Raw genomic sequence first — 25046 nt, forward strand, 5'->3', positions numbered from 1 at the left:
GGAGAAATGAGACAGTTTTTGCATCGAGCGCCCAAAGAAAAAGCCGCCCAGGGGCGGCTTCGGTTGGCGGTCCGGACGGCTACTCGTCCTTCGCTTCTTCCGGTGGCGGCGCAGGCGGCGTGCTCTTGTTCTGATTGGCGAAGTTGGACTTGAAGACCAGGCCCTTCTCCGCGCACTCAGTGCGGTGCGCCACGATCTGCTCGAGCACGTCGCGCGGATTGACACCGCGCTTCCGCATGACCTCGACCTCGCTGGCGAAGCCAGCTTCGACGAGGGCCTCCCATGCAAGGGCTTCCTTGAGCGGATCGATCCAGGGCATCGACTGGCCGACGAAAAGCGCATCATCGGCGGTATCCGGATCAACGTCCGCCGGCATGGGAACAACGCCGGACAGGCGTGCCGCCAGCACGAAGTCGTTCCAGGTCGGCTGCACGAACTGCCCTACGAATTCGTCGCACAGGACCGCGTAGTGGATCCACTGTTCCACCAGCTCCTGCCGTTGAGAAGAATAGGTCCCACTGTAGTCGCGCGAGATGCTCGAGTAGCTACCTCCCAGGCCGGCAGCGACTGCGCGCAGCTGGCCCTGGCGGAACGTGATCAGGTTCGGGTTCGGGCGGTTGGAGTCGATCATGCCGATCTCCTCGCCCACCGCCAGGCTGTCGATGATCATGCCGGGTGCGAGGTTCAGCTCGCGCGGTTGGCCGGCAGGCGTATCGGGATCCGCGCCGAAGCTCTCGGGCGATCCCTTCTTGACGTACGCGGTCAAAGAGGCCGCAACCTTGGCGGCAATGCGCTCGGACTCCTCGTAGTCCTTGATGTCCTCGAGGCGCGTGATGACGCTGGCAAATTCGGAGACGCCGCGCAGCTGGCCGATACGGTCGAGCGAGGCGATATGGTGCATGCGCCCCGCCTCGATTCGCTTGAGCTCGTAGCTCCGCTTCGTCCACACGTCGCCGCATGGGCATTCCTTGTAAGCCCAGTAGCCGGTCGGCTTGCCCCAGGTATTGCGCTCGATCCCCTGCTGAATTCCGCGCGCGGCATCATGGTGGTCGAACGGGATCAGGTCCGGCTCGATCAGCTCAAGCGAGTACGGGACCTTGGTGCCGTGGTCGAGCAGCGGAACTGCGCCGATCAGGCGCTGCGCAAAGCACTCGCCGTCGCGCAGCCAGGTCTTCGCAACCATGCGCTGCACCTTGCTCCAGTGATGCCGCTGCGTGACCTCGGGCGTCTGGGCCCAGTTGCGGTATGCCGTGCGCAGCGCGGCCGCGTACTCGACATGGATAGAGCCGTCACGGCGACGCGGCTGCGGCTCGATTCCGATACCGCTCGCGCCCACCACGTTGTTCACCAGGGTGCGCAGCGCACCGCGCGCGATGTCGTGGTTCGCCTCGAGATTGCGGGCAAGGCCACGCAGGCCGACTGCGCCCATCTGCGGGCCAGAGTTCGGCGAACCGTTGGCCTTGCGGCCTTTGCGCAGGCGGGAGGGCTTGGCCGCTTCATAATGGCTCAGCACGTTTCGCGCGGCGAGGCGGCGCACGCCGGCGCCTGGGAAGAAAAACGCGATCGCTTGGTCGACGAAGTTGAGGTGCACCTTCGGGTCGGCTTTCATCATCAATCCCCGAACCTGGCCACGGAGAACGACATGCCGCCGATCGACGGGCGGCAGCTGGCCACCCGGGACTCCTGCGCTGCACGGGCTTCCCATTCCCGGCGACCGGCACGGATTTCTTCCAGGTTTTCCATGCCCATCGAGCGGCCCTGGAAGGAGATGGTCTTGCCGGCCAGGACGGCCACCTCGGCCTTCATGTACTCGGAAACCATGGTTGCTGCTGTTGTCATTGGACGCTCCTTGATCTGAGCGCCCAACACTACCGCTGGCGCAGTCCCATTTCTAGGGAAAAAGTGGAACAGATTACTGCAACTGCCCAGGACACACCGTCAACATGTCGGTGCCTAAGTGATAATGTGTGAACTTCAACCGGTAAATACCATGTAACGTTGTCGCTGTTAAAGGAGAAACATATGCATCTCAAAAATTTGCTTTTTGTTACGCTCTTCGGTTTAGCCGTCCAGACAAACTGTATTGCCGCAGATACTCCTCAACTACAACTACCTTCCGTGGATTCAGTGTCACACATCGAGTTGATGCTGATGCCAGAAGGAAATACTACGATTAGGCCTTTACGCGAGGAGGATTTGCCTACTTGGGGCTGCACTTTCTCGGCAGCTGGCGATGTGAAGCAATTAGGCGACATCCTGTCGATATTGGGCGAAAATGTTATCGTTTCCGATAAATCAGAAAAATATGCGCTTCGAAATGTTGTTGTGATTTTTTTGAAAAACGGAGGGAAAATTAGGTTTCTATTGAGCGACGTGAGAACTCCGCAAGGAAAAACGCTTGGAACATTCTATGGCGATAAGAGCGCCGATGCCTTATTTATCACATCTGACCGAACATTGTTGGAGCAATTACGCAATGCAGCACGCAATGTAAAAACGCGGAAAAATTTTTCCGAATCCTGTGTTAATTAAAATGGAGACAATATGCCGGACAATTCGCAGCTAATGGTGTTCTTCAAAAATGGATCTGATCAAGACAGAGCAAATTTTATGAAGGCTCTGGATTATATTAGTACAACTCCGGAGGGCGCGTTTCTCCGAGACCAACTGTTCAATAATCATGTATGGGTAAATTTCACGGACGAATTAAAGGCTAATTTTTCACCAAGCACGAATACCATTACATGGAACCCAATGTATTCTGTCAACGTTGTCGACAAAGCTGGTAGCCTCGGTGCAATTTCTCCGGCGTTAGTACTTGCCCATGAGTTATATCACTGGTTCTACGGTCCAACGGGGCCTAATAGTACTTTTGAAGAAGATGTTGCTACCGCGTATGAAGCTAGAATAGCGGCAAGACTTGGTGAGCCGGAGCGACCATCTCATGATTCTTTTTACGGTTCAAACCCAGACGTAAGGGTTTACGACACCACTGCCAGCGCTAAGCAGCAGACTGGAGGATGGAGAACCGTAGAGGAAGGGACAATCAAGCCTGGGCCGCAATATGATCCTAATGTAAAGGTAATTGCCCCCTTATATCCGATATATGACGACGATGGCAATGAAATGCCGATGATCGTAATCGGCGATCCAGATCAGGGATCAGATATTTATAGCTCCCAGGATATGAATGATACATTTATCCCACCGCCAGTTGCCTTGATTGGTGTACCCGATTTGGTTTTGTAGCCTCTCTAGCATTATTTTGGGCCCGCGCACTATCATAACGCGCGGGTCAGGCCTTACGGAATTACTCCCCCTTGATAAACCTATAAAATTGAGATCGACTAATCCCGTATTGCGCCATTAGTTCGATCCGATTGCGCCCGTTATATTTTGCTTTGACTTCCAATGCGCGCTTTTCGAAATCTATGCTGTTCTTCTTGACATACACTTCTTGTCCACCCCATTGGGCGCGGATAGTCGCATCGATCGCACGCTGCATCTCGGGCGTGAATACGGCGTAGCCGAGCGTGGCACTCACCAGGCCGACTAAGGCGCCCACAATGTCGTTTTCGTTCTGCATCAGCTAAATCCCCTACTGGACCAATCGTCGGACGCGAATCTGTTGCCCGCGCTCCTGTTTTGTAGCGACGCCGGCGGTGCAGCCGGTGCCGGTGGTTTGTGCTGCGCCGGCGGCGCCGGCCTCACCGGCTCGGCTGCGGCTGCAGCGGGCTGGCTGAAGAGGTCGCCGATGGCGGGCTGGACTTCGGCCTCGAGGGCGTCCCACCACTTGGCCGGTTTCTTGGCCAGCTCCAGGTGGGTTTCGAGCCAGACCGCGTAGACCGTGCAGTCCCATGCTTCCACTCGCCGGCGCAGCGCCGTCCAGCGCGATTCCTTTCCGCCAGCGGTAGCCCGCTCCACCCGAGCCTCGCCTGCCATTTGCGCAAAATACTCATCCGTCGACTCCTTCGAGAAGTGCATATAGCCGGGTCCCGGCTTTGTGATCTGCAGGCGGCCGTAGATCAGGTCCTTGGCCAGGTTGGTACCGACCTGCCACAGGAACAGGCCGCGCTTCTTGGTCTTGCCGCGCCAGTCGATGTCCACCTTCGAGACGCCGTCCTTGATGTGCTTCTCGCGCCCGGAGCGCCCCTTGACCGCGAAGATCTTCCGGCCAAGGGCGGCGTGCTTGGCCACGAACGCATAGACCGCCTGGGTGTGGTGGCCGCCGGTATCGATCGCGGAGGCGTAGATGCGCAGCAGCTGGCCGCCCGCGTGCGGTAAGTCGGCCTCGAACAGGTATTCGGCGACGTCCTCCCACACCTGGTCTTCGCTCGGGTTGCCGTAGAAGATGCGATGGTCGACCTTCCAACTCTCGCATCCGCGACCGTAGCCGCGCACGGTGACCTCGATCCGGTTGTCCTGGGTGTCGCAGCCGGCCAGCAGCCGCACGCACCCCATCGGCACGGTGCCGAGCTTGTAGGGCTCGGCGCGCTCCTTCAGCTGCTCGGCGTCGCTTTTCTCCTGCTCCAGGGCCCAGACCTCACCCAGCGTCGTATTGGTGAATGCCTTGAGCTTGGTGATGTCGCCGCCCTGCGCCTTCTCGTAGGCCTCCATGAACTCCTCGACCAACCGCGACCAGGTCACCAGCGGGCTGTACGCGGTCCAGACATGGAACGCGATATGCTCGAGCGCCGGGATCTCCTCGCCTGCAGCGTTTCGGAAGATGCCGGCTGCGTCGACCGTGATGCTGCCGTCCTCGTTCTGCCACCACCCCTGGTCGGCCACGGCCAGGTACTGCGCCTGGGTGATCAGGCAGTGGCAGTGCGGACACAGGTGACGCACCGTTTCCGGATCGCCGTTGACCCACTTGAAGCCGTGCTGCTCGTCCTTCTTGCCCCAAGAGAGTGCATGGAACTCGCCGCATTCTGGACAGGGGATTGCGTACTTGAGGCGCACGTCCGCCGCCTGGTGACGGTCATCGATGAGCGAGAACCCCTGCAGCTTTGGCGTCGAGCCGGTGATGATCTTCGGGAAGGTCGCGCCTTCCACCCGCTTGGCCGCCAGCACGTCGGGCGAGCCTTCCTTCTCGACGTCGCGGTCGAACGCGTCCAGCTCGTCCAGCAGGGCGACGTCGACCGAGATCCGGCGATACGCGCGCGCGGTGGTGCCGCCGCGCGTATGCAGCAGGCAGCCAAGGAACTTCTTCTGCGCGAGCGTGTTGTCCTTGTGCCTGGACACGTGGGCAGGCATCGCCTTGCGCATGACCTTCACGTCGCGCAGCATCGGGTCGAGCTCGGTCTTGACGAACTCGTCGCTGTCTCCGTCGGTCGGCTGCCAGAGTGCTTGGTTGCGGCGCTTGTGCTCGGCGAAGTAGCCGACGGCCGCCAGTAGCATCTTCGTGTAGCCTACTCGGGCCGACTTCTTGAAATCGATCGCACGGATGTCGTCGTTGCTGATGCACGCGAGGATCGCGCGCTGAAAGGGCCACGGCCGCCATGCCTGCTCGACGTACGACGATTCGGCCGACAGGTAGAAGTGCTCTGCCGCCCACTCCTCGAGCGTCATCGGCGGTGGGACGCCGAACGTTCCAAGGCCACGCGTGACCGTCTTGGCCAGCGCAGGCGAGTCCCAGTTCAGGACCTCGTGCATGCTGCTCATAGCTCGAGCTCCTCTTCGGCGCCTTCGCCATCCCCGCCCTCCTCGTCAGGCTCGCGCAAATCGTCGAGCGACATGCCGGCGACGACGTTCCGCACGCGCGCGATCTCGCCCGCGATGGCCTTGATTTCCTCACCCGACAGGCTGGGAACACGGCGCTTCACGGCGCCAGGGATCGCCTCGAGGATGCCGGCGATTTTGCCGCCGGCCTTCGACAGGACTTCCTCGATCAGTGCGACGGGCGCCAGCTCGTTGCGCGTGACCGCGTTCTGCATCTCGATCTTCTCGCGCTGCGCCTTGGCCAGGCCGGCTCGCTCGGTGGCCAGGTCGAGGCCTTCGTTCGCCGCGCGGCCGGCGGCCTGCTCGCGAAGGTGCGAGCAGTACACCTGCAGCATCTGGTGGCCGTCCATGTCCTTGTCGAGAACACCTCGGCCCACCAAGTTACCGATGGCCTGCTGGCTGACGCCGACGAGCGCGCCAAAAGCAGCCTGCGTCATCGGCTTGGTTAGGTCAAAGTGTGACAATACAACCCCCTTAGGACGGGTCTGTGACTAGAGAAAACTCGGGGTTCGAATTACCCTTGAAGGCCCCCCCTCGCGGGAGTACCTTGGAAATCGAAAAGGTCAGCGCTGAGTTGCTCGCGCCTCGGCCAGCGCGCGGGTGAACTCGCCGGCGAAGTGCTGCTCGATGGTCGACGTGGCCACGTAGCCGAAGTCGAATGTCTTCTGGTAGACGGCGTCGCGGACGAAGATCATCACCGCCCTGATCGCTGTGCCTCCAGCGAACTGGACGCGCTGGTAGATGCCGTGCGGGAGGCGATCGCCAGGCCTTCCGACGAAGTACGCGAAGCCCTGACGCGTCCTGCTTCCACGCTGCAGCGCCTCCCGGCGCTTATCGCTCATGTTCGCCTTGTACCCAGCCTCGGGGAACGCCTTGAAGTACGAGAGGATCTGGACGATCTGACCACGGCTCATGTTGCCGTGAGCGTCCAGCTGCGCCCCCTCGCCTGGGACCACGCGATATCCAGGTGGCAGAGCGCCGATCGACTCCAGCGCGCGCTCGAATCGCTTCTGCCTGCGTGACCCGCCCTTGATCTGAGCTTCCAGGTATTTCGCTGCCGGCGTGCTGCTCTTGCTCGCAAAGTCCTTGAGCTTGACCTCAGCCGACAGGTTCGATGCTGTCGCTGGCCGCACGAACGTTCCCGTCAAGGTGAAGTTTGTCGGCTCGTGGAAGCTGTCGCGCATCTCGTGTTGCTCAGCAACCTCGACCCTCTTGGCCGTACGGGTCAAGGCGACCCGAGTCGCGAACTTGACCTGCTTCTCCTCGACCAGCATCCCGCTTGTGATCTGCCTGATCGCATCGCGCACGTCGACGGCCATCTCGATTCCTTTGTGTAGACGTCTGCACAAGACGCGGCACATCGCACTGACGACCGTCATCCACAACCGGCACCGATTCGGCGTCCAGCTTCTGCTTGAGGTTTGGGATTGGAGCCACTACCATGGGCTCTGACGGTTGGCCTAGTGACGGCGCTGACCTGCTGAAAACAAAAAAGCCCGCTACCTTTCGGTGCGGGCCTTGGCTCTATGTAGACGCAAAATTGGCATCTAGCACGGATATCCTAATGGAAATATCGTCTGGTGGCAATATTCCGCTGCATTAACCTGCACAGCCTGCGCTCCGCTTCCATTAGTGCCTGCTCATATGAGTGCTCAGGAAACCGCCATACCGTCGCAATCCCGAACGCCTTTCGTACTGCCCACCACTGGATACGAGGCAGGCCGTCGATCATGATCTCGACAGCAGACCCACACGCCATGAACTCCTTCACATCTTGCGGGTGAGCCCACCCGTTGGAGTGCTGCTGGTCCGCCAGCGTCATCCAGCGCGCCCACGTCTTCATCACCTTACTGAAAGGACTGTCGGGCTCACCCTGCTCCCGGCCGGCCCTCTCACCTAACACCACCACCTTGCAATCACCGTGCGCAGCAGGCTCCTTCCCGAGCTCCTGCCACGATTCACCTTCTATCCGCATCACTTCCATCTCTTGCCCCTTTACTGTTCTCACGTCCATCGTCATCACCCTGCACTACCCTCGTCGGGTTTCCCCGCTCGTCCTTCAATACCCGCCAGCCCCGCTTCGGCTTCGTCCCCACCGTATGCCCGTTCTCGCTGGCGTAGAACACTGGCTCGCCGTTGATCCCTGCCCTGATCTGGCCATCGATGTGGGCCTTGCCGAACACCTCCCGCATCTTGTCTACCCAGTCGGTCACGACCGGCATCTGATCCCTCAAGCTACCTTTGCTCATCACTGCTCCTGGTCTTTGTCCGTCCAACCGCTGAAGGGTTGGCGGAAAGGTTCGACGGCTGGAACCCGCATGGATGCTGTGTCTGCCAACCTCCCAACCTACCTAACCTATTTTCAAGTTTTGCCAAAAAGAGAGAAGGCTGCGCCGACCCGTCGCGCACGTATACGCGGGTGCGCGCGGGTGCGCATGTCAGTTGGCGAGGTTGGGAGGTTGGGAAACCCACTATCCATGCGGGTTTCAGCCGTCTAACCTCAAAAATGGCAGGTTGGACGGATAGCCGACGTTGGACAGCAATCGCCGCCTGGACTACCGACGACCACACCTTTTCCGCCTGCGCGCAATACGCCCACGATCCCTGGTGAGTCGCCGCCATGGCCATGGCCGCGTGTTTAGATTGGCAGGTCATCATCTGCCTCGACTACTGCTGCTGGAGCCGCTATGGGGCGCTCGTAGAAGTACTCTCGCGCGCCTTCCGTGCTCCGGTCCTTGGTCCATCCCAGCTTGCGCATGATCGCGCCGATACGCATCGTTTCCGCCCGCGCCGGACCCATCTTCGACAGCTCAAAGTGCAGCGCCCTGGTGAGAAGCTCGCGCGCGGTGACGCGCTGGATCTTGCCGGCCATCGTGGCCTTACCCTCGGAGTCGATGCCCTCCAGGTATTCGTACACGCGGCCATGCCACGGATCCGGGATCTCGCGACTTTCCTGCATCGGGCTGATAAGGCGCTGCTGCTGCTCGTAGGTGGGCCACCACTGGACGCCGGCATTCATCAGGGCGATCGCCTCGCCATACAACTGGTCGCGATCGGCGATCAGGGCGTCGATGTCCAGGCGCCCCGTCTCTACTGGCCAGAAGCGCCGGTTGCCGGTGGAATCCTTGAAGTAGGCATCCTCGTTCGTCGTGGCGGCGAAGGCGCAGCGGCGTGGCATGTTCTTCATTCGGCGGCCGTACGGCTCGCGGAACCGGTCGACGGTACTGGACATGAAGGCCTTGATGGCCGTGACCTCGGAACGGTTGAACTGCTCGAGCTCAGCGACCTCGTACAGCAGCACGCCCTGGATCGACAGGTAGCCGTCCTTCTCGCCCATCCTGAAGGGCGTGTCAGCGAACCAGTCGCCGCCCAACACCTTGAGCGCAGTCGACTTGCCGCGGCCCTGCCCGCCCTCGAACACTGGTGCGTGGTCGTTCTTTACCCCCGGCCTGTAGCCGCGCACCACGATCCCGATGAAGAACATGGTGGCGATCAGGCGCAGGTACTCCGAATCGGCCGCGCCCCAGTACCTGGTGAAGGCCGTTGCGATGCGCTCCTGCCCATCCCACATGGCGGCGCAGCGGTCGAAGTAGTCCACGACTGGATTGAACGAATGTTCGCGCGCGGCTTGGGCGACTCCACGCTCGATGTCGCCGATCGACGCCAGGACAAGGCTGTGGTGCTCGGCCATGTACATGCCCAGGCGGAAGTCGTCGGACTCGGTCCATTCGCCCGGCTCGCTCGGCCATGGCGTCTTACGGCGCTTCATCTGCAGGCCCGAGAACATGTCCAGGCCGACCAAGCCGATGAGGCGCGGATCATTCTCCATCACCATGTAGACGTTTTCCCGGCATCCTTTGACGCCGCCGTTTGCGGTCTGGATCAGTATCTGCCGGAGCTGCTTCTTCGACACGCCCGCGCCAGCCGGCAGTGGGGTGGAATCCCCGACCGGCGCCGAGCCGAGCTGCTCCGCAACCCATGCCGGCACGTCGTCCTCAGCCGGCTCCGGCGGCACCGCTACATCACCAGCCGCTTCCTCCTGGTCGACCCGCAGCCTGGTGAGCCATGCGATGACGTCAGCCTCGGTGGCGCCTTCGTCAATGAGGTCGGCAATGTCCCACCCGTCGGCCACTTCACCAGGAGCGGGGATGTCGACGAAGAAGACGTTGCAGCCTTGCGCTTCCAGGATCGCAGCGACCTGGCGCATGGCCACCATCCCCGGCTGCTCGCACTCGGGCATGATCTGGCCAGCGTACTCGTGGTTTTTCTTGTAGACCTTGGCGTCGGCGTCGGCCCACAGGATCGCGTCCCGGTTGCGAATCGCGGACCAGTTGGACTTCTTGACGGCATTGCTGCCGCCTGGCCAAGTAAGGACCTCGAAGGCCTCACGTACGGCCGGCACCGCATCCGCTTTGTCGACGCACTTCTCGCCCTCGAGGATCAGCAGTGGCAGCTCGGGGCGGTGCGGACCACGCAGGTACAGAGGCCTCGGTTCAGGGAAGGCCATCCACCGCCACTCCTTGCGGCCGGTCTCTGGATTGCGCGCGTAGACGCATGGGAGCACTTCCTTACTCTCGCCATCGGAGCACAGAAACCGGTAGATCATGCCAAGCAGCCGGCCTTCGACGTCGCGGTATTCCCACGACGCTTCGGGGCGGCCGCGCACCACGTGTGCTTTCGGAGGCGGCCCAGCGTCCTGGGGGACCGGCAGAAGTGGCTCCCAAGGCGTGCGAGATTTTTTCTCGGCCGGTGCTTCCACCCCTTGTCCGGCTTGCGCAGGCGCGCGATTAGGGGACTGTTTCGGCTTCAAGACGATTGGGGCGCTCCCTGTGCCGGCGTACTTATCGCGCGGGGTCAAAGGAATGCCGAGACGCTCGGCCAGGGCCGCGCAGGCGCGGCCGGGAGAGAGATTCTTGACGAAGGCGTAGAGCGAGATCAGATCACCGCCGGCTTCGCCGTCGGAAAAGTCAGACCAAACCCCGGCCTTGTCGCCGGTAAGGCGGATGCGCAGGGACTGGCCCTCCTCGCCGTCGCGCGAACCGATGCAGAACTCGTGGCCCTGGCGAACTCCCTGCGGGAACCACTCGGCCAGAAGTACTTCAATCTGGTTGAGCGCTGCGCGCCCAACGTCTACAAAATCCTGGCCGGTCACGCAGCCGCCTTTACAACATGGTCGACCAGTGCACCAGCCATGCGCGACGGGATGTCACGGTAGTCCAGTGCACCGGGGCGCATCGGGGGCTTAGGACGGTTCGCGATCGAGAGCGGCCGGATCGGCGCAACATAGCGCCCGAGCACTGGTGGCGTAGGCGTACCCATATCTTGGGTTGGTGGATCAATGAACAGGCGGCCACGCGGCGTCAGTTCAACGCCTTCTTCGTTCGTCGCTGCCAGCCCTTGACGTACCAACGAGCCAATAACGTTTTCATCGAAGTCTTTGCGCGCCCGCCCGCCGCCCAGGGTGCGGTACAGGACGGACTCGTCGCAGGCGACGCCATGCTTCAGTAGCTCAAGCAAGACGTGGTGCGCCAAACAACCAACACGAGGTCCCTTGTAGCGGCTCATTCCGACTCCCTCCCGCCCTGCGGTGCGTAGATGCGCAGGGTAAGCGCGAGCAGCTCGGCGACCACCTTGTGCAGCTCGGCCGCGTCATGCTCTAGGATGGCCTGCTCCCGGCGATCGATCAGGTCATCAGCCGTGGCTGCCGTAAAGTCCTTCGAGAATTCGCCGAGACGCGCGTACAGTGCCTGGAACTTCGACATCAGCAGCTCGTTGCCTTCATTCAGGTCATCTGGCAGCTTGAGGAACGTACCGGCGCTGGCGGTAGCTACCGCCTCGGCAAAGTGAGTCGTCTGCGAGAAAGCCTGGATCTGAAGCGCGGTTTCAACCGTCACCCCTTGGCCCTTACGTTCGTACACCCGGTTTTCGAGCGCGTCACGGCTCATGCCAAGCGCTCCTGCCATCGCGTCCCAGCCGCCCGGGAAGGCCTTGATCATGGACAGATAAGATTGCCTAAGGTTCACAACTACCCCTCTTTTTCGGTGGTTGCCGCAGACTTCGCGCCAACTTACTCTTGCTAAACAGAAAATAAACTTCGGATTAATTTCCCAAGGGAAATATTCTGGACGTGACTGTCCCGCGACCGCGTGTACCTTGCTGCCGTAGAAGGGTTAGATCAGGATGGATGAGAGGCGACGCTGATCGCGTCGCCCTGGCGCCTCTTGCGATCGGCGTTCTGATGGTCTAGCGGGGGGATTTTGTCCCGCAAAAACAAGTCGGGATGATCGAGCTTCACCTGAGCGGGGATTCCTCGTACCGTCCAGTTCTGAACACGCTGCACCGAGCAACCCAGCAGCTGAGATACCTTTGTAGGTCCTCCCAGCTTCGCAATCGTTTCCTTATCGTTCGACATAGACCCGCCAAATTCGTTGTGGTTAGCCTCCATTAAACATCATGTTTAATGAGGTTGTCAACGCCATGTGTAACACATTTTGTTTAGTTCAGCGATAATCGCGCGATGCATATCCAGATGGAAAGGCTGTACCAGGCGGCCAGAGAATTACGCGGCATTGAGGGCCAGACGGAGGTCGCGCTCGCGCTCGGCCAGTCTCCTCAAACAGTTAATAACTGGGAGAGTCGCGGGATATCCAAACTAGGCGCTCTCAAGGCACAAAGCGTGCTTGGATGCTCTGCCACATGGCTGCTAACTGGTACGGGCTCGATGAGCCTTTCTAGGCCTCCCGATGAGCAACTACCTCCGACCGACCATTTGGGATTGGGCATGGGAGCTGGCTTCGTTCGCGTACGAGTGATCGATCCGCCGTCAACGGTGCCAATCAGATTCGTCAAGCTCACCCTTCGGGCTGGCGCAACTGGCGTAGCGAACGAATTTGAACCCGACGACGGAGGCATCTACGAGCTCCCTTCGCACGCTCTAGCGGAGATCGGAATTGAGCCTCAGTGGCTGCTAGCGGTCCGCGTGCAAGGGGACAGCATGCGACCAATGCTGTTTGACCAAGAGACAGTTATCGTGAGCAGGAAAGACGTGCAGCTCGTCGATGGCCTGATCTATGCGCTCAACTTTGATGGCGAACCCCTTATCAAACAGTTAGTTAAGAAGGGAAAGGAATGGTATCTACATTCCTTTAATACGAAATATGGCGATGTCAATGTCCGAAGCGGCCAATGCGATATCGTTGGCGAAGTAGTGTGGCAGCCGCCACGCGCGCTTAGGAAGCACATGTAAGATGCTGGTCGATACAGCAGTCGTCGAGATTCTAGGAATTCGGATCGCGCTTGCCTTCCCCGATCCAAGTTTCATCCGACCAGGAGTCGGAGACCAGCTTCTCCAGCGCCTACAGCCATTCTTCCCGACTATTGGCATCATGCTACTAACGCTAGAGTGGGGCGAAGAACGTGCTTACGCTACGTTTGAGACTGGAAAGCTGCTTGCAGCGCTCGATATTGATCAGATTTTCATCAAAGAGATCGACTTAGAGCACCCTCCAGAAGATGACAGCGCCCCTCCCTTCTAGCTCGTGACCACTAGCCCCGCCTCGCGGGGCTTTTTTTTGCCGTGGTTTTTTAAACACAACGCGAAGTTCTCGTTTTGCACTAAACGTCTTGTTTGACGATTCTTTAAACATCGTGTTTAATGGCGTCTGTTCTACGTTTAGTCAACCACCGAGGACAACATGATTCCGTTCCGCGTCACCGTCGCGACCGAATGCGGCCCCCTTACCTTCTTCGCCATCTCGAAGTCGAGCTATCACGCGTGGCTTGATGCGGCCAATCGTTTTGAACAGCCTCGCCCGATCTCGGTGGTGCGCGTATGAACGTCACCGCCCCTGCACGCGTGAAGCCGGCAGCCGTACCGCTCGGAACCGGCGCACTACATCAAGCCCTCGAAGCCTCAAGTGCCTTGATTGCTCTCCAGTCGTTCTGCCAGAACACCGGCATGCGCCCTGACGAAGTTTCCTCCGACGGCGTTCACCTGGACATTCTGCGCGTCTTCGACGCTCTCCGCACGCGCGGCTACCAGGTGGCCCAACCACAGCGGCCACAGCATCAACCCAAGAAAGGCTTTACCGCGTGGTGGGTCCACGTCCGGAAGGCCGGTGTCGAGTTCGCGCTCGGCTTTTACACGGCCGACGCGCCGTAATCCACACCATAAGGAGAATCCATGACCACGACTACATCTGATTCCGCTCTCGCCAACGGCGCCACCTATCGCGATATCGAACTCACCAAGATCCGGATCTCACCTGATAACCGCAAGCGATTCAACGAAGTCGCCCTGCAGGAGCTGGCGGCAAGCATCAAATCGATGGGCGTGGCCCAGCCGATCCTGATTCGCCCGGTTACCCCGACAACGGAACAGCCCGAGGAGTATGAGATCGTCGCTGGCGAGCGCCGCTACCGCGCCTCCAACATTGCCGGCATGGGCACGGTCCCGGCCATCATCCGTCAGCTCAGCGACCTCGACGCGGCCAAGATCCGCATCCTGGAGAACCTACAGCGGGAGAACCCACACGAGATGGAAGAGGCCGAGGGCTACCAGCTGCTTATGCTGCAGCATGGCTACAACGCCGATCAGCTGGCCGACGAGGTCAAGAAAAGCCGTGCCTACATCTACGGCCGGCTCAAGTTGTGCGCCCTGACCACCGAAGTACGCGAGCAGTTTTTGGATAACAAGATCCCGGCGTCGACTGCCCTCCTGATCGCACGCATCCCGGTACCGGCGCTCCAGATCCGCGCCCTGGGCGAAATCCTGAAGCCGCCGGCATGGATGGGATCGGAGCCGATGTCCTACCGCCAGGCAGTGCAGCACGTGCAGTCGACCTACATGCTCGACCTGAAAACGGCTGTATTTAAAATTACTGATGCGAAGCTGCTGGTCGCTGCCGGGGCCTGCACCACCTGTCCAAAGCGGACCGGAAACCAACCTGAGGTCTTTGCCGGAATCAGTGCAGACGTCTGCACTGATCCTGACTGCTTCAAGGAGAAGCGCGCGGCGCACTTCGCCGCAACGATCGTCAAAGCAAACAAGAAGGGTATTCCAGTACTTGAAGGCGATGAGGGCCTGAAGGCCTTGCCGAACACCTGGGATAGCAGCAGCGAACTGGTCACCGACACCCACTCGCTATACAACTTCCCGCGTAACGCGCCGGCCACCAAGAACAACGGCTCACCTCGCGACTATCTGGACGAGAAGACACTGCCACCTGTGGTCAAGTATGTGAAACGCCAGGATGGCTCCCTCACGCCTCTTTACCTCCGTACAGCCATGCAAGCGGCCCTCGAAGCGGCCGGCGTTTGCGAGACTACTGAAGCCCAGGCTGCACGCATGGCCGAGATCGAAGCGAGCCCTAGTGCTAAGGCAGCCAAGGCAGAGGCAGCGAAAAGGCAAACCGCAGAAGAAGCCGAACGAGAAGCCAGGGAGAAGAAGGCCGAACGTGAGAGTTCCTTCCGCATCGAGCTGTACAAGCGCCTACGACGTCGTGCGAGCAATGGCTTTTGCCTTCAGTCGTTGCGCGAGCTGACCAAGCTGGCTCTGGAAGATCATCCTCTTCCGGACGATCTTTTGGCAGACGAGTACAAATTTAACGCCAGCAGCGACAAGGCGGTCGCCGAGTACATCGATACCGCCGATCTAGCCGAGGTACAGCTGCTTCTCATCGATTTGCTGGTCGGAGAAAAGCTCTCGGTCAATAGCTGGGATGTTCACAACGACGACCACCTGCAAGACTCCTTCCAGTTCGTTACTACCATGGCTCGCCACGAAGGGATCGATCCCGATGCAGTACGTGAGGAGTTGCATCCGACTCCCATCGATGTGACGGGCATGGGCGGATCTGACCTGGTGGAGTTCATCACCAAACACCCGCACCGGTTGGACGAGCTCACCAAGGTCATCATGACTCACTCGCGGGGCGAGTTGACCGGCATGTTGGAGACGGCGTGCGGCATCCTTGGCTACACCTGGACTGGTAAGCAATGGGTGCGGTCCGCCGGCAGCGCAACGGTCGACCAGGTCAACTGCGTAGCGCCCGCCGATGCTCACGTCGATGGGCCGTGGACATTCCCGAAATCGGCCGGTGCGGTATCGAAGCCCGCAAAGGCGGCCCGGAAAACCAAAGCTGCTGAGGAGACTGCAGCATGACGTACGTGAGCACGGAAACTCAGGGCGCCGTAGCCAGCGCGCTTATCAATCGTCGCAAAGAGTTGAAAGACTCCCTGGCGTACTGGATCGATCAAGCGGCCTCCCCTGGCGCGGTCGCGGTCGATCGTCAAGCCGAAGCAAACACTCGCGCCTTCCTTGAGGCCACGGAGGGCGCGATCATCGAGATCGACAAGCGTGTCGTCCCATGGCTTCACCTGCATCCTGACTGCTGCGACCTCTTCGTTGGCGCGGCGCCAGGCTCAGCGGACGAGGTTCCAGCATGACTTGGTCGACTACCCGCTCCCCGGCCGTATGCGTTCGCTGCGGCCAGCCTCCGGGCACGCCACACTTGCCGGCATGCCCGCTCAAGCGATTCACCATCGACGTACAGGTAGAAGCATTCGACGCAGAACGCGAGATAGAAAATTCGTGAGTTCTCACGAAAATTCCTAGTGGGATTATTGACCATGCAGACCGTTGAAGATGTAGATGAACATGCAAAAACTGATCGAGGCCGGGGCAGGCCATCGACAGGAAAAGCGCTGAGCGCTACCGCCAGGCAGGCACGAAGGCGCGAAAAATTGGAGGCAGAAGGTATGACCTTGCTTCCCAGGGTGAAGGTTTCAGTAGAGGTTCAGCAGGCGCTCGCGAAATACGTTCAGTTCAAAGACATGACACTAGGCGATGCACTGGACCGCATTGTCCGCGATAGGCTGCTGAGGAAGCGGTCAGGAAAGAGAAAGAAGAAGGAGCCAACATATGGCTGACGACAACGATCTGATTAATCGCTTAGCTGCAGCCGTCGCCGATCGCATCCGGCCGCAAATCCCATTCGACTACGAGATGTGGGACATCGCGACGATTGCGGCATGCATGAAGCTCAGCGAGGCTCAGGTGCGCGAGCGCCTAGCGCCGCAGCCGGACTTTCCAAAAGCGGTACGCCTGCCGACCGCTAGCGGCGGCAGAGGGCATGCCCGTTACCGTGCAAAGGACGTTTGGGCATGGATGATGAAGTACCAAGACAAAAATTGATTCTGTGACAATTCTTGTAGAACATTGATAGCGATTTTGTTACTCTAGGTGAACGTTCAGTCAGCACTGGCAGCATTTGTTGCAAGTTCACCTTAGCTCACAGCAGGAGTAGTAATGCCCGTTACGAAATCAATGTCGGTTAAAGACCTTTCCCTTGACCTTGCGAACTTTCGTACGGTCCATCAGAAAAATGAGCACGACGCCTTACAGGCGATGATCGCTGTAAGCCCAGAGTACTTTTGGGCACTGATGGATAGCCTACTAAATGATGGTTATCTGCCGACCGAGAACATTATCGTTCTAGAGCAGAACTCTGGAGCCCTGCTGGTCAAAGAAGGGAATCGACGAGTTGCCGCCATGAAGATCATCCATGGATTTCTTAATGTTTCGTCACTTGATTTCCCGGCAACGATTCTGGCTAGGATTGCAACTCTCCCGGCACAATGGAAATCTGAAAATCTTGAGGTTCCATGCGCAATTTATCCTTTGAAAGACGCAAGTCTAGTTGACAAGATTGTAACTCTGACCCACGGCAAGGGCGAGAAAGCCGGGCGTGACCAATGGAATGCAGTTGCACGAGCCCGGCATAACAGGGACATGAACAACGGCAGCGAACCAGCGTTGGATTTGCTTGAGAAATATTTTCTGTCTGGAAACAACCACACGCCACAGCAGGTAGATCGTTGGAGTGGGGATTTCAGTCTTACTGTACTCGACGAAGCCATGAAACGCATTGCTGACAAATTTGGTGCTAGCAGTAGCCCCGACCTAGCCAAGAAATATCCATCTGCGATCACTTACAAGACTGTCTTGGATGACATTATTTTGGCGATAGGAATGAAGACACTCGGCTTCAAGAAGATCCGAGCTGCCGAGGACTTTACGCTTGATTACGGCATGCCCCCGCCCGCGCCACCGGCTCCCCCGGCGGCCCCAGGTGCATCCTCGGCAACAGCCTCGGGGACTAATTCCGGCATGCATGGAGCCACAGGTTCTTCAAATAGCACAAGCGGAGCTGCCGGCGGTCAAGGCGCGCCTGGGACGGCTGGCAGCTCGTCTACTGGGCAAAGCGCACTTGGGGCAGGCGCAGGATCTGCAGCTGCCTCATCTAGTACCGCTGGAAGCAGCGGCCCAGCTACGCCCCCAGGTAAAACAAAAGTAGCAGCGTTGCCAATAAACGACGAGAAGTCCGTCCGACGCGCGCTCAAGAACCTAAAGCCTCTGGGTCAGAATCGCGCGAAATTAGTCACATTAAAAATCGAAGCAGGCAGGCTCAAGTTGAAGGACAATCCTATTGCTTTCTGCTTCTTATTGCGCAGTATGTTTGAGATCGCCGGTAAGGCGTATTGCGAAGATCACGCCGCTTCAGGAGGACCGACAGCCAAAAAAGATGGCAAGGACAAGTCCCTTCTCAATCTGCTGCGTGATATCACGACGCATTTAACACAGAACAACACCGACCAAGCAATGTTGAAGAAGCTTCACGGTCCACTCACCCAGTTGGCGAAACCCGACGGCATTCTTTCGATTACATCAATGAATCAGCTCGTACACAGCCCATCCTTTACAATCACTGACAGCGACATCTGTTCGCTGTTCGCAAACGTCTTCCCTCTCATGGAAGAAATGAACAGGTAGCAACTAAATGGCAAAGAACAAGACTCCACTACGATACCCTGGTGGCAAGCAACGTCTTACACCCTTTATCCTCGAGCTCCTCAGGGCTAACGGATTGGAGGGAGGACACTATGTTGAGCCGTACGCGGGAGGCGCTGGGGTAGCTATGGAGCTGCTGGTATCAGGCCACGTACAAACAGTTCATCTGAACGATTCATCGCTTCCGATTTATGCGTTTTGGCAGGCGGCCGTCAACGATACTGAGGCTTTCTGCAACCGAATCTCTCGCGCAGATCTGAATGTCGACGAATGGCGTCGACAACGAGAAATCTTACGACATCCGACTGAGCATAACGAGCTTGACTTGGGATTTGCAACCTTTTACCTGAATCGTACGAACCGCTCAGGTGTACTGTCCGGCGGTGTCATTGGTGGCCTAGCCCAAACCGGGCAATGGAAAATAGATGCTAGATTCCCTCGGAACGAGTTGATCCGCAGGCTGGAAGTCATCGGATCCTTCAGGGACGTCATCCATATGCAAAACTCCGACGCAGAGCACTTCATAACGGAGTACATTCCTACGTTGCCGGCGAACACCCTCGTGTACTGCGATCCTCCCTATTTCGAAAAAGCTAGCCGACTGTATCTGAACCACTATGCTCCAAGTGATCATGAGAGGATCGCAGGCATCATCCAGGCGCAACAGCAACGTACATGGGTAGTGTCATACGACGCGGTTGACCAAATTTTGGGCTACTACTCCGCACGACGTAAGTTTTTGTATTCACTGCAATACAATGCTGCACGTGCTTACAAAGGAAACGAAGTTTTTGTGTTCTCGGATGATCTGGTAGTACCAAGGAAATCGTCACTTCCGTTTATTGCTGCAGCTCTTAGCCAACAAACTATTGCCTTGCACGGGACAACTCGACAACTGCCGGCAGCTGCCTGACGTACAGCGACCTCAGAATAACTGCTGAGGTTGGCATTAATCAGTACGCACGTTTTACGCACTCCTTCTGTAACCCAATGATTTTGTTGAGTTTTGGATTCCGGCCGGAGGCACCACGGTTCACATTTCGTAGCAAACTGAAAACCCGCATCCCTGCAAGGAGAGCGGGTTTTTTGTTGTCGATATTTCTTACACCTAAGATATAGGCAAGCTGCCCTCACGGCTGCCTGAGCGGCTGTCCCCAGTTCTCGTAGCTGCGTTCGATGCGGCGCCCGGTGCCGTCGCGCGCGATCGATTCGAAGGCCGCGTTCAGGCGGGCGACCACGGGGTCGGGCACGCCATGGTTGCAGGCCAGGTAGAGCTCGATACGGTTGAACACCAGCAGCGGCAGGATCTTCTTGTCGTAGCCATAACGGGTCAGGATGGTGCTGCCGCTGCGCAGGCTGGCCGCCCACAGGTCGATGCGGTCGAGCAGCAGCTTGCCGGCATTCGCGATGTCTTCGTTGGCGGCATCGACGCGGAAGCCCCGTGCCCGCAGGTAGACGTCGCGGGCATCGCCATTGTAGGTGCCGATGCGCAGGCCCCTGGCATCCTCGATGCTGCGCAGCTTCAGCTTGCTGTCGGCGCGCCCCATCAACACCCATTCGCCGATGTCGGTCGGCCCGACCCATTTGAACAAGCCCTCCCGCTCCGGCGTGCGCGACGTCGAATACACGCAGGCGTCCGGGCGTTGCTGCGCGGCCAGGTAGGCGCGCTTCCACGGCAGCAATTCGATGCTGTAGTCGACCCCGGCGCGCTGCATGGCTTCGCGCACCTTGTCGGTGGCGATGCCGATCACGCGCTTGCCGTCCAGCATGCTCGACGGCGCCGAGGTTTCGGTCGTGATATATAGCCGCGGCCTGGTGGCGTCCGCTTCGACGGCGCCGGCCACACCGCTGACCATGGCAAGTACGATCGCTACATATCGAGTAAGCAAGATATTTCCCTGACTGGAAGGCTGCTCGGGCTTCGGGTTGATTTATTAATCAGGGTAGCATTACCCAGAATTTTTCCGCAATGCATGTCATTACGCGAGGCTTTCGGGTGGCATATGCGCGACACATAAGCGGGTCAAACCCGCATGATTCCTGGCTTCAACGAGACTTTCCTTTACGAAAGTGAGATACTGCTGAGACCATCCCCGGGCGCTGTCCACTGCCCAACCACCGCACAAGCCGCCCCATGCTGCAAATATTTTCAATTCCAGAAGATCCGTCGCTGCTCGCCTTCGGCATCTACGAACCGCGCTTCGTGCTGCTGTCGGTCCTGATCGCCATTTTCTCGTCCTGGATGGGCCTGCAGATTGCCGGCCAGGCGGCCGCCAGCCGCACCCACCGCGCCATCGTGCTCGGCAGCGGCAGCCTGGCCCTCGGCGCCGGCGTCTGGGCCATGCACTTCATCGGCATGCTGGCATTCAAGCTGTGCACGCCGATCACCTACGACCCCATGGTCACCATCCTGTCGGCCCTGCCCAGCATCGGCGCCTCGGCGGTGGCACTGTCGCTGATCTCGCGCCAGCGCCTGGGTGCGGCCGGCCTGCTGGTGGGCGGCGTCGTGGTCGGCGCCGGCATCGGCGCCATGCACTACTCGGGCATGGCCGGCATGCAGATGAACCTGCAACTGCGCTACGACCCGGCCATGTTCGCGCTGTCGATCGTGGTCGCCGTGGTGCTGGCCACGCTGGCCCTGGGCGTGCGCTTCGGCCTGTCGCGCCTGAAGTCGCTGAGCGAATCGCGCCGCCTGCTGCTGGCGGCCGTCGTGATGGGCTGCGCCATCGCCGGCATGCACTACACCGGCATGGCGGCCGCGCGCTTCGTCGGCCAGGTCGAACCGGGCGGCACCGGTTCCTCGAACAGCGACTTCCTGGCGCTCGCGATCTCCCTCATTACCGTGGTCTTCACCGGCCTGGTGGTCGCCGCCAACGGCCTGCTGCGCTATCGCCAGATGTTCCTCGAACTGCAGCGCAGCGAAGCCTGGATGCGCGCCCTGCTCACCACCACGGTGGACGGCGTGATCACTATCGCGCGCGACGGCACCATCACCGAATTCAACGCCTCGGCCGAACGCATCTTCGGCTGGCAGCGCGACCAGATCGTTGGCAGAAGCGCCAGCCTCCTGATCGCCGACGACGATGCCGCCTCGCACGACGGCCTGCTGGGCATCATGCGCGACGGCTATACCGCGGCACTCTCGAATAGCAGCGAGCTCATGGGCAAGCGCAAGGACGGCAGCCTGGTGCCGATCCGCCGCGCGATCGGCCACGCGCGCCTCGGCACCCAGGACCTGTTCGTCTGCTTCATCACCGACATCAGCGAACGGCGCGCCATCATGCATGCGCTGCACGCCAGCGAGCAGCAGTTCCGCTCCCTGATCGGCAACATCCCGGGCATTTCCTTCCGCAGCAAGGTGGATGGCGACTGGCCGATGGTCTTCATCAGCGATGCGGTCGAACGCATCACCGGCTATCCTCCGGCCGACTTCATGGGCGATCCGCCGCGCCGCCCCTACGGCACCCTGATGCACGCGGCCGACCGCGTGCGCGTCAACGAAGAACTGGACGCCGCGCTGCGCGAAGACCGCCCCTACCTGGTCGAATACCGCCTGCTGCACCGGGATGGCAGCGTGCGCTGGCTATGGGAAAACGGCAGCGGCGTGCGCGACGACGACGGCAAGGTGGCCTGGCTCGACGGCGTCATCCTCGACATCACCGAGCGCCGCGAAATGGAAGACGCACTGCGCGAAGCCAAGGACAAGGCCGAGCAGGCCGCCGCCGCGCGCGCAAGCTTCGTGGCCAACATGAGCCACGAGATCCGTACGCCGATGAATTCGATCCTGGGCTTCACCGACGTGCTGCTCGACGGTGAGCTCAACAAGGAACAGCGGCGCCACCTGGACACCATCCGCAATGCCGGCCGCTCCCTGCTGCGCCTGCTCAACGAAATCCTCGACACCGCCAAGCTGGAAAAAGGCGCGGTGGAGCTCGAGCAGAACGACTACAACCTGCTGTCTCTGATCGACGAACTGTCGTCGACCCTGGCCGCCAACGCGCGCGCCAAGGGCCTGCACCTGGACATCCACTATGATCCGGCGCTGCCGACCGGCCTGCGCGGCGACGAGCTGCGCGTGCGCCAGGTGCTGACCAACCTGCTCGACAACGCGATCAAGTTCACCCCCCAGGGCACCGTCACCCTGCGCGTCCGCGCCGAGGGCGACCAGCTGTGCATCATCGTCAGCGACACCGGCATCGGCATCGCCCCGGATCGCCTGCAGGCGATCTTCGACCCGTTCACCCAGGCCGACGCCTCGATGACACGGCGCTTCGGCGGCACCGGCCTCGGCACCACGATCTGCAAGCAGCTGGTCGAACTGATGGGCGGCCGGATCTGGGCCGAGAGCGAACTCGGCAAGGGAACCAGCTTCCACGTGCACCTGCCGCTGGTGCTGGCGCGCTTCGCCCAGCAGGCGCCGCGCGTGCGCAGCGCCGCCGTGCTGCCGCCGCTGCGCGTACTGGCTGCCGACGACGTGCCGCAGAACCTGGAACTGCTGCAGCTCCTGATGACGCGCCGCGGCCATACCCTGACCGCCGTGTCGGACGGCGCGGCGGTGCTGGAACAGGCCAGGAGCGGCGATTTCGACCTGGTGCTGATGGACTTCCAGATGCCGACGCTCGACGGCCTGAGCGCCACCCGCGCGATCCGCGCCTTCGAGGCCGCCACCGGCAAGCGCCGCACGCCGGTGATCGCGATGACCGCCAGCGTGCTGGCCGAGCATCGCCGCGCCAGCGTCGACGTGGGCATGGACGGTTTCGCCACCAAGCCGGTCGACTGGTTCACCCTGTCGCACGAGATCGCGCGCGTGCTGGGCCTCGACCAGCAGCAGGCCGACAAGGATGCGCTCGTGCTCCCGGCCGCGGCGCGCGAAGTGCTGAACCGCCGCGCCGGCCTGCACCGCTGGGCCGACAAGGCCGACGTCTACGCCGAGGCGCTCGAGCACTTCGGCCGCCAGTACGGCGACCTCGCCACCACGCTGCAGATGCACGCGGCGGGCGGCGCGCACCAGGAATTGCGCATGCTGGCGCACAAGGTGCGCGGCGTGGCCGCCAACGTCGGCCTGGAGCAGCTGTCGGACGCCCTGTCCAGGCTGGAGCAGGCCACCAATGCCGTACCGACCGACGAGCGCGGGGCGGCCCAGGCGCTGGAAGCCTCCACCGCGGCCCTGGCCGAGGCGCTCGCCGCGATCCGCGCCGGCAGCCCGCAGCCGACCATGGCGCCCGAGGCGGCTCCGTTCGACCTGGCGCGCGCGCGCCGCGCGGGCGGCGTGCTGCTGCAGGCCCTGCGCCGCGGCGCCCTCGACGATGCCGCGCTGGCCGGACTGGCGGCGGCGCTCGCCGGCCACCCGGTCGCGCCGCGCGTCGCCCAGATCCAGGGCGCGATCGGCGACTTCGAATTCGACTCCGCCCTGGAACAGCTTGAAGCCGTGATGGCCACCCTGGGCGAACACGTACCACAGGACGCATCACTGGATACCTCCGCATGACCCAACCGAACAACCGCCCGCTGATCCTCGCGGTCGACGACGAGGCCAGCAACCTGCAGCTGCTGCGCCAGATCCTGCAAGACCACTACCGCCTGCTGTTCGCCAAGGACGGCGCGCGCGCGCTCGAGCTGGCGCGGCAGGAAGCCCCCGACCTGGTGCTGCTCGACGTGATGATGCCGGGGATGTCCGGCTACGAAGTGTGCGCCTCGCTCAAGGCCAACCCCGATACCGCGGCGATCCCGGTGATCTTCGTGACCGCCCTGACCGACACCGCCGACGAGCTGGAAGGCTTCGAGGCCGGCGCGGTGGACTACATCACCAAGCCGGTCAGCCCGCCGGTGGTGCGGGCGCGCGTGCGCATCCACCTGTCGCTGGTGCGCATGGAAGAACTGCGCGCGACGCGCCTGGAGATCGTCCAGCGCCTCGGCCTGGCGGCCGAGTACAAGGACAACGAGACCGGCCTGCATGTGATCCGCATGAGCCACTTCTCGCGCATTCTCGGCATCGCCGCCGGCATGAGCGAGGTCGAGGCCGACGACCTGCTGCACGCCGCGCCGATGCACGACGTGGGCAAGATCGGCATCCCCGACCGCATCCTGCAGAAGCCCGGGCCGCTCGATCCGGAAGAATGGAAGGTCATGCAGAGCCACGTGACGATCGGCGCCGAGATCATCGGCGAGCATGAGAGCGGCATGCTGGCGCTGGCTTCGCAGATCGCGCTGACCCACCACGAGAAGTACGACGGCAGCGGCTACCCGCAGGGGCTGCGCGGCGATGCGATTCCGCTGGCCGGGCGCATCGTGGCGATCGCCGACGTGTTCGACGCCCTGACCTCGGTGCGGCCGTACAAGAAAGCCTGGACCGAGCAGGAGGCGATCGACTTCCTGCGCGAGCAGAAGGGCCGCCACTTCGATCCGGCGCTGGTGGACCTGTTCATCGAACAGATGCCGGCGGTGCGGGCGGTCCAGCAGCGCTGGGCCGAGGCCTAGA

Annotated in this window: 26 protein-coding genes; 14 read left to right on the forward strand and 12 right to left on the reverse strand. The window is 60.7% G+C overall.

The annotated features are described in order from the left end of the window. Positions 1–79: 79 nt before the first annotated feature. On the reverse strand, positions 80–1612 hold the full coding sequence (locus tag AC56LK_RS08735) for a phage portal protein (RefSeq protein WP_497184156.1): 1533 nt from the start codon (positions 1610–1612) through the stop codon (positions 80–82). After that, a complete protein-coding gene (locus AC56LK_RS08740) occupies positions 1612–1839 on the reverse strand; it encodes a DUF6148 family protein (protein WP_497184157.1) in 228 nt (75 codons plus the stop codon). Before AC56LK_RS08740 ends, AC56LK_RS08735 begins: the two co-directional genes overlap by 1 nt. 183 nt (positions 1840–2022) lie before the next feature. On the opposite strand from AC56LK_RS08740, the gene AC56LK_RS08745 reads away from it, so the two are divergent. Together AC56LK_RS08745 and AC56LK_RS08750 are read left to right on the forward strand one after the other, a co-directional pair. Beyond that, a complete protein-coding gene (locus tag AC56LK_RS08745; RefSeq protein WP_497184158.1) occupies positions 2023–2532 on the forward strand; it encodes a hypothetical protein in 510 nt (169 codons plus the stop codon). A gap of 12 nt (positions 2533–2544) precedes the next feature. Next, positions 2545–3249: a hypothetical protein gene (locus AC56LK_RS08750; RefSeq protein WP_497184159.1), complete on the forward strand. Its 705-nt coding sequence runs from the start codon at positions 2545–2547 to the stop codon at positions 3247–3249. Between the two features lie 61 nt (positions 3250–3310). Here the strand turns inward: AC56LK_RS08750 and AC56LK_RS08755 are convergent, their stop codons facing one another. From AC56LK_RS08755 to AC56LK_RS08795, 9 genes are all read right to left on the reverse strand, one after another. Next, entirely contained in the window at positions 3311–3586 is a 276-nt protein-coding gene (locus tag AC56LK_RS08755) for a Mor transcription activator family protein (RefSeq protein WP_497184160.1), read from the reverse strand. Further along, positions 3586–5661: a phage terminase large subunit family protein gene (locus AC56LK_RS08760; RefSeq protein ID WP_497184161.1), complete on the reverse strand. Its 2076-nt coding sequence runs from the start codon at positions 5659–5661 to the stop codon at positions 3586–3588. Before AC56LK_RS08760 ends, AC56LK_RS08755 begins: the two co-directional genes overlap by 1 nt. Further along, the gene (locus AC56LK_RS08765; RefSeq protein ID WP_497184162.1) at positions 5658–6182 is read right to left on the reverse strand and encodes a terminase small subunit; all 525 of its coding nucleotides are present in this window, start codon (positions 6180–6182) and stop codon (positions 5658–5660) included. Before AC56LK_RS08765 ends, AC56LK_RS08760 begins: the two co-directional genes overlap by 4 nt. A gap of 99 nt (positions 6183–6281) precedes the next feature. Beyond that, entirely contained in the window at positions 6282–7037 is a 756-nt protein-coding gene (locus AC56LK_RS08770) for a hypothetical protein (RefSeq protein ID WP_497184163.1), read from the reverse strand. Between the two features lie 242 nt (positions 7038–7279). After that, positions 7280–7702: a hypothetical protein gene (locus AC56LK_RS08775; protein WP_497184164.1), complete on the reverse strand. Its 423-nt coding sequence runs from the start codon at positions 7700–7702 to the stop codon at positions 7280–7282. Then, positions 7677–7967: a hypothetical protein gene (locus tag AC56LK_RS08780; RefSeq protein WP_497184165.1), complete on the reverse strand. Its 291-nt coding sequence runs from the start codon at positions 7965–7967 to the stop codon at positions 7677–7679. Before AC56LK_RS08780 ends, AC56LK_RS08775 begins: the two co-directional genes overlap by 26 nt. A gap of 389 nt (positions 7968–8356) precedes the next feature. After that, a complete protein-coding gene (locus AC56LK_RS08785) occupies positions 8357–10870 on the reverse strand; it encodes a VapE domain-containing protein (RefSeq protein WP_497184166.1) in 2514 nt (837 codons plus the stop codon). After that, on the reverse strand, positions 10867–11283 hold the full coding sequence (locus AC56LK_RS08790; RefSeq protein ID WP_497184167.1) for a hypothetical protein: 417 nt from the start codon (positions 11281–11283) through the stop codon (positions 10867–10869). The genes AC56LK_RS08785 and AC56LK_RS08790 overlap by 4 nt, the downstream gene beginning before the upstream one ends. Then, positions 11280–11741 carry a YmfL family putative regulatory protein gene (locus tag AC56LK_RS08795; RefSeq protein ID WP_497184168.1) on the reverse strand — a complete coding sequence of 154 codons (462 nt, stop codon included), beginning with the start codon at positions 11739–11741 and terminating at the stop codon, positions 11280–11282. Before AC56LK_RS08795 ends, AC56LK_RS08790 begins: the two co-directional genes overlap by 4 nt. Before the next feature lie 494 nt (positions 11742–12235). On the opposite strand from AC56LK_RS08795, the gene AC56LK_RS08800 reads away from it, so the two are divergent. The 10 genes from AC56LK_RS08800 to AC56LK_RS08845 all read left to right on the forward strand — a co-directional run bounded on the left by AC56LK_RS08800 (position 12236) and on the right by AC56LK_RS08845 (position 19481). After that, the gene (locus AC56LK_RS08800; protein ID WP_497184169.1) at positions 12236–12964 is read left to right on the forward strand and encodes a S24 family peptidase; all 729 of its coding nucleotides are present in this window, start codon (positions 12236–12238) and stop codon (positions 12962–12964) included. Position 12965: 1 nt separating this feature from the next. Continuing rightward, complete coding sequence (locus AC56LK_RS08805) at positions 12966–13253, forward strand: hypothetical protein (RefSeq protein WP_497184170.1); 288 nt, start codon at positions 12966–12968, stop codon at positions 13251–13253. Positions 13254–13412: 159 nt separating this feature from the next. After that, positions 13413–13553, forward strand: coding sequence for a hypothetical protein (locus tag AC56LK_RS08810; RefSeq protein ID WP_497184171.1), 141 nt, complete (start codon positions 13413–13415; stop codon positions 13551–13553). After that, positions 13550–13879, forward strand: a complete 330-nt coding sequence (locus AC56LK_RS08815) for a hypothetical protein (RefSeq protein ID WP_497184172.1) — start codon at positions 13550–13552, stop codon at positions 13877–13879. Before AC56LK_RS08810 ends, AC56LK_RS08815 begins: the two co-directional genes overlap by 4 nt. A 21-nt stretch (positions 13880–13900) precedes the next feature. Beyond that, positions 13901–15880 carry a ParB/RepB/Spo0J family partition protein gene (locus AC56LK_RS08820; protein WP_497184173.1) on the forward strand — a complete coding sequence of 660 codons (1980 nt, stop codon included), beginning with the start codon at positions 13901–13903 and terminating at the stop codon, positions 15878–15880. Further along, positions 15877–16164, forward strand: a complete 288-nt coding sequence (locus AC56LK_RS08825) for a hypothetical protein (RefSeq protein ID WP_497184174.1) — start codon at positions 15877–15879, stop codon at positions 16162–16164. The genes AC56LK_RS08820 and AC56LK_RS08825 overlap by 4 nt, the downstream gene beginning before the upstream one ends. Positions 16165–16347: 183 nt before the next feature. Continuing rightward, positions 16348–16647, forward strand: a complete 300-nt coding sequence (locus AC56LK_RS08830; protein WP_497184175.1) for a hypothetical protein — start codon at positions 16348–16350, stop codon at positions 16645–16647. Beyond that, entirely contained in the window at positions 16640–16912 is a 273-nt protein-coding gene (locus AC56LK_RS08835) for a hypothetical protein (RefSeq protein ID WP_497184176.1), read from the forward strand. Before AC56LK_RS08830 ends, AC56LK_RS08835 begins: the two co-directional genes overlap by 8 nt. Positions 16913–17026: 114 nt before the next feature. Beyond that, positions 17027–18550: a hypothetical protein gene (locus tag AC56LK_RS08840; RefSeq protein ID WP_497184177.1), complete on the forward strand. Its 1524-nt coding sequence runs from the start codon at positions 17027–17029 to the stop codon at positions 18548–18550. 7 nt (positions 18551–18557) lie between these two features. Beyond that, the gene (locus AC56LK_RS08845) at positions 18558–19481 is read left to right on the forward strand and encodes a DNA adenine methylase (protein ID WP_497184178.1); all 924 of its coding nucleotides are present in this window, start codon (positions 18558–18560) and stop codon (positions 19479–19481) included. A 217-nt stretch (positions 19482–19698) separates the two neighbouring features. On the opposite strand, the gene AC56LK_RS08850 is transcribed toward AC56LK_RS08845, so the two are convergent. Beyond that, on the reverse strand, positions 19699–20457 hold the full coding sequence (locus tag AC56LK_RS08850) for a substrate-binding periplasmic protein (RefSeq protein WP_497184179.1): 759 nt from the start codon (positions 20455–20457) through the stop codon (positions 19699–19701). Between the two features lie 245 nt (positions 20458–20702). On the opposite strand from AC56LK_RS08850, the gene AC56LK_RS08855 reads away from it, so the two are divergent. Continuing rightward, positions 20703–24056 (forward strand): MHYT domain-containing protein, encoded by a 3354-nt coding sequence (locus AC56LK_RS08855; RefSeq protein ID WP_497184180.1) that lies wholly within the window; start codon positions 20703–20705, stop codon positions 24054–24056. After that, the gene (locus AC56LK_RS08860) at positions 24053–25045 is read left to right on the forward strand and encodes a response regulator (RefSeq protein ID WP_497184181.1); all 993 of its coding nucleotides are present in this window, start codon (positions 24053–24055) and stop codon (positions 25043–25045) included. The genes AC56LK_RS08855 and AC56LK_RS08860 overlap by 4 nt, the downstream gene beginning before the upstream one ends. Position 25046 lies beyond the last annotated feature (1 nt).

This window comes from Telluria sp. ZB4P36, assembly GCF_059685865.1.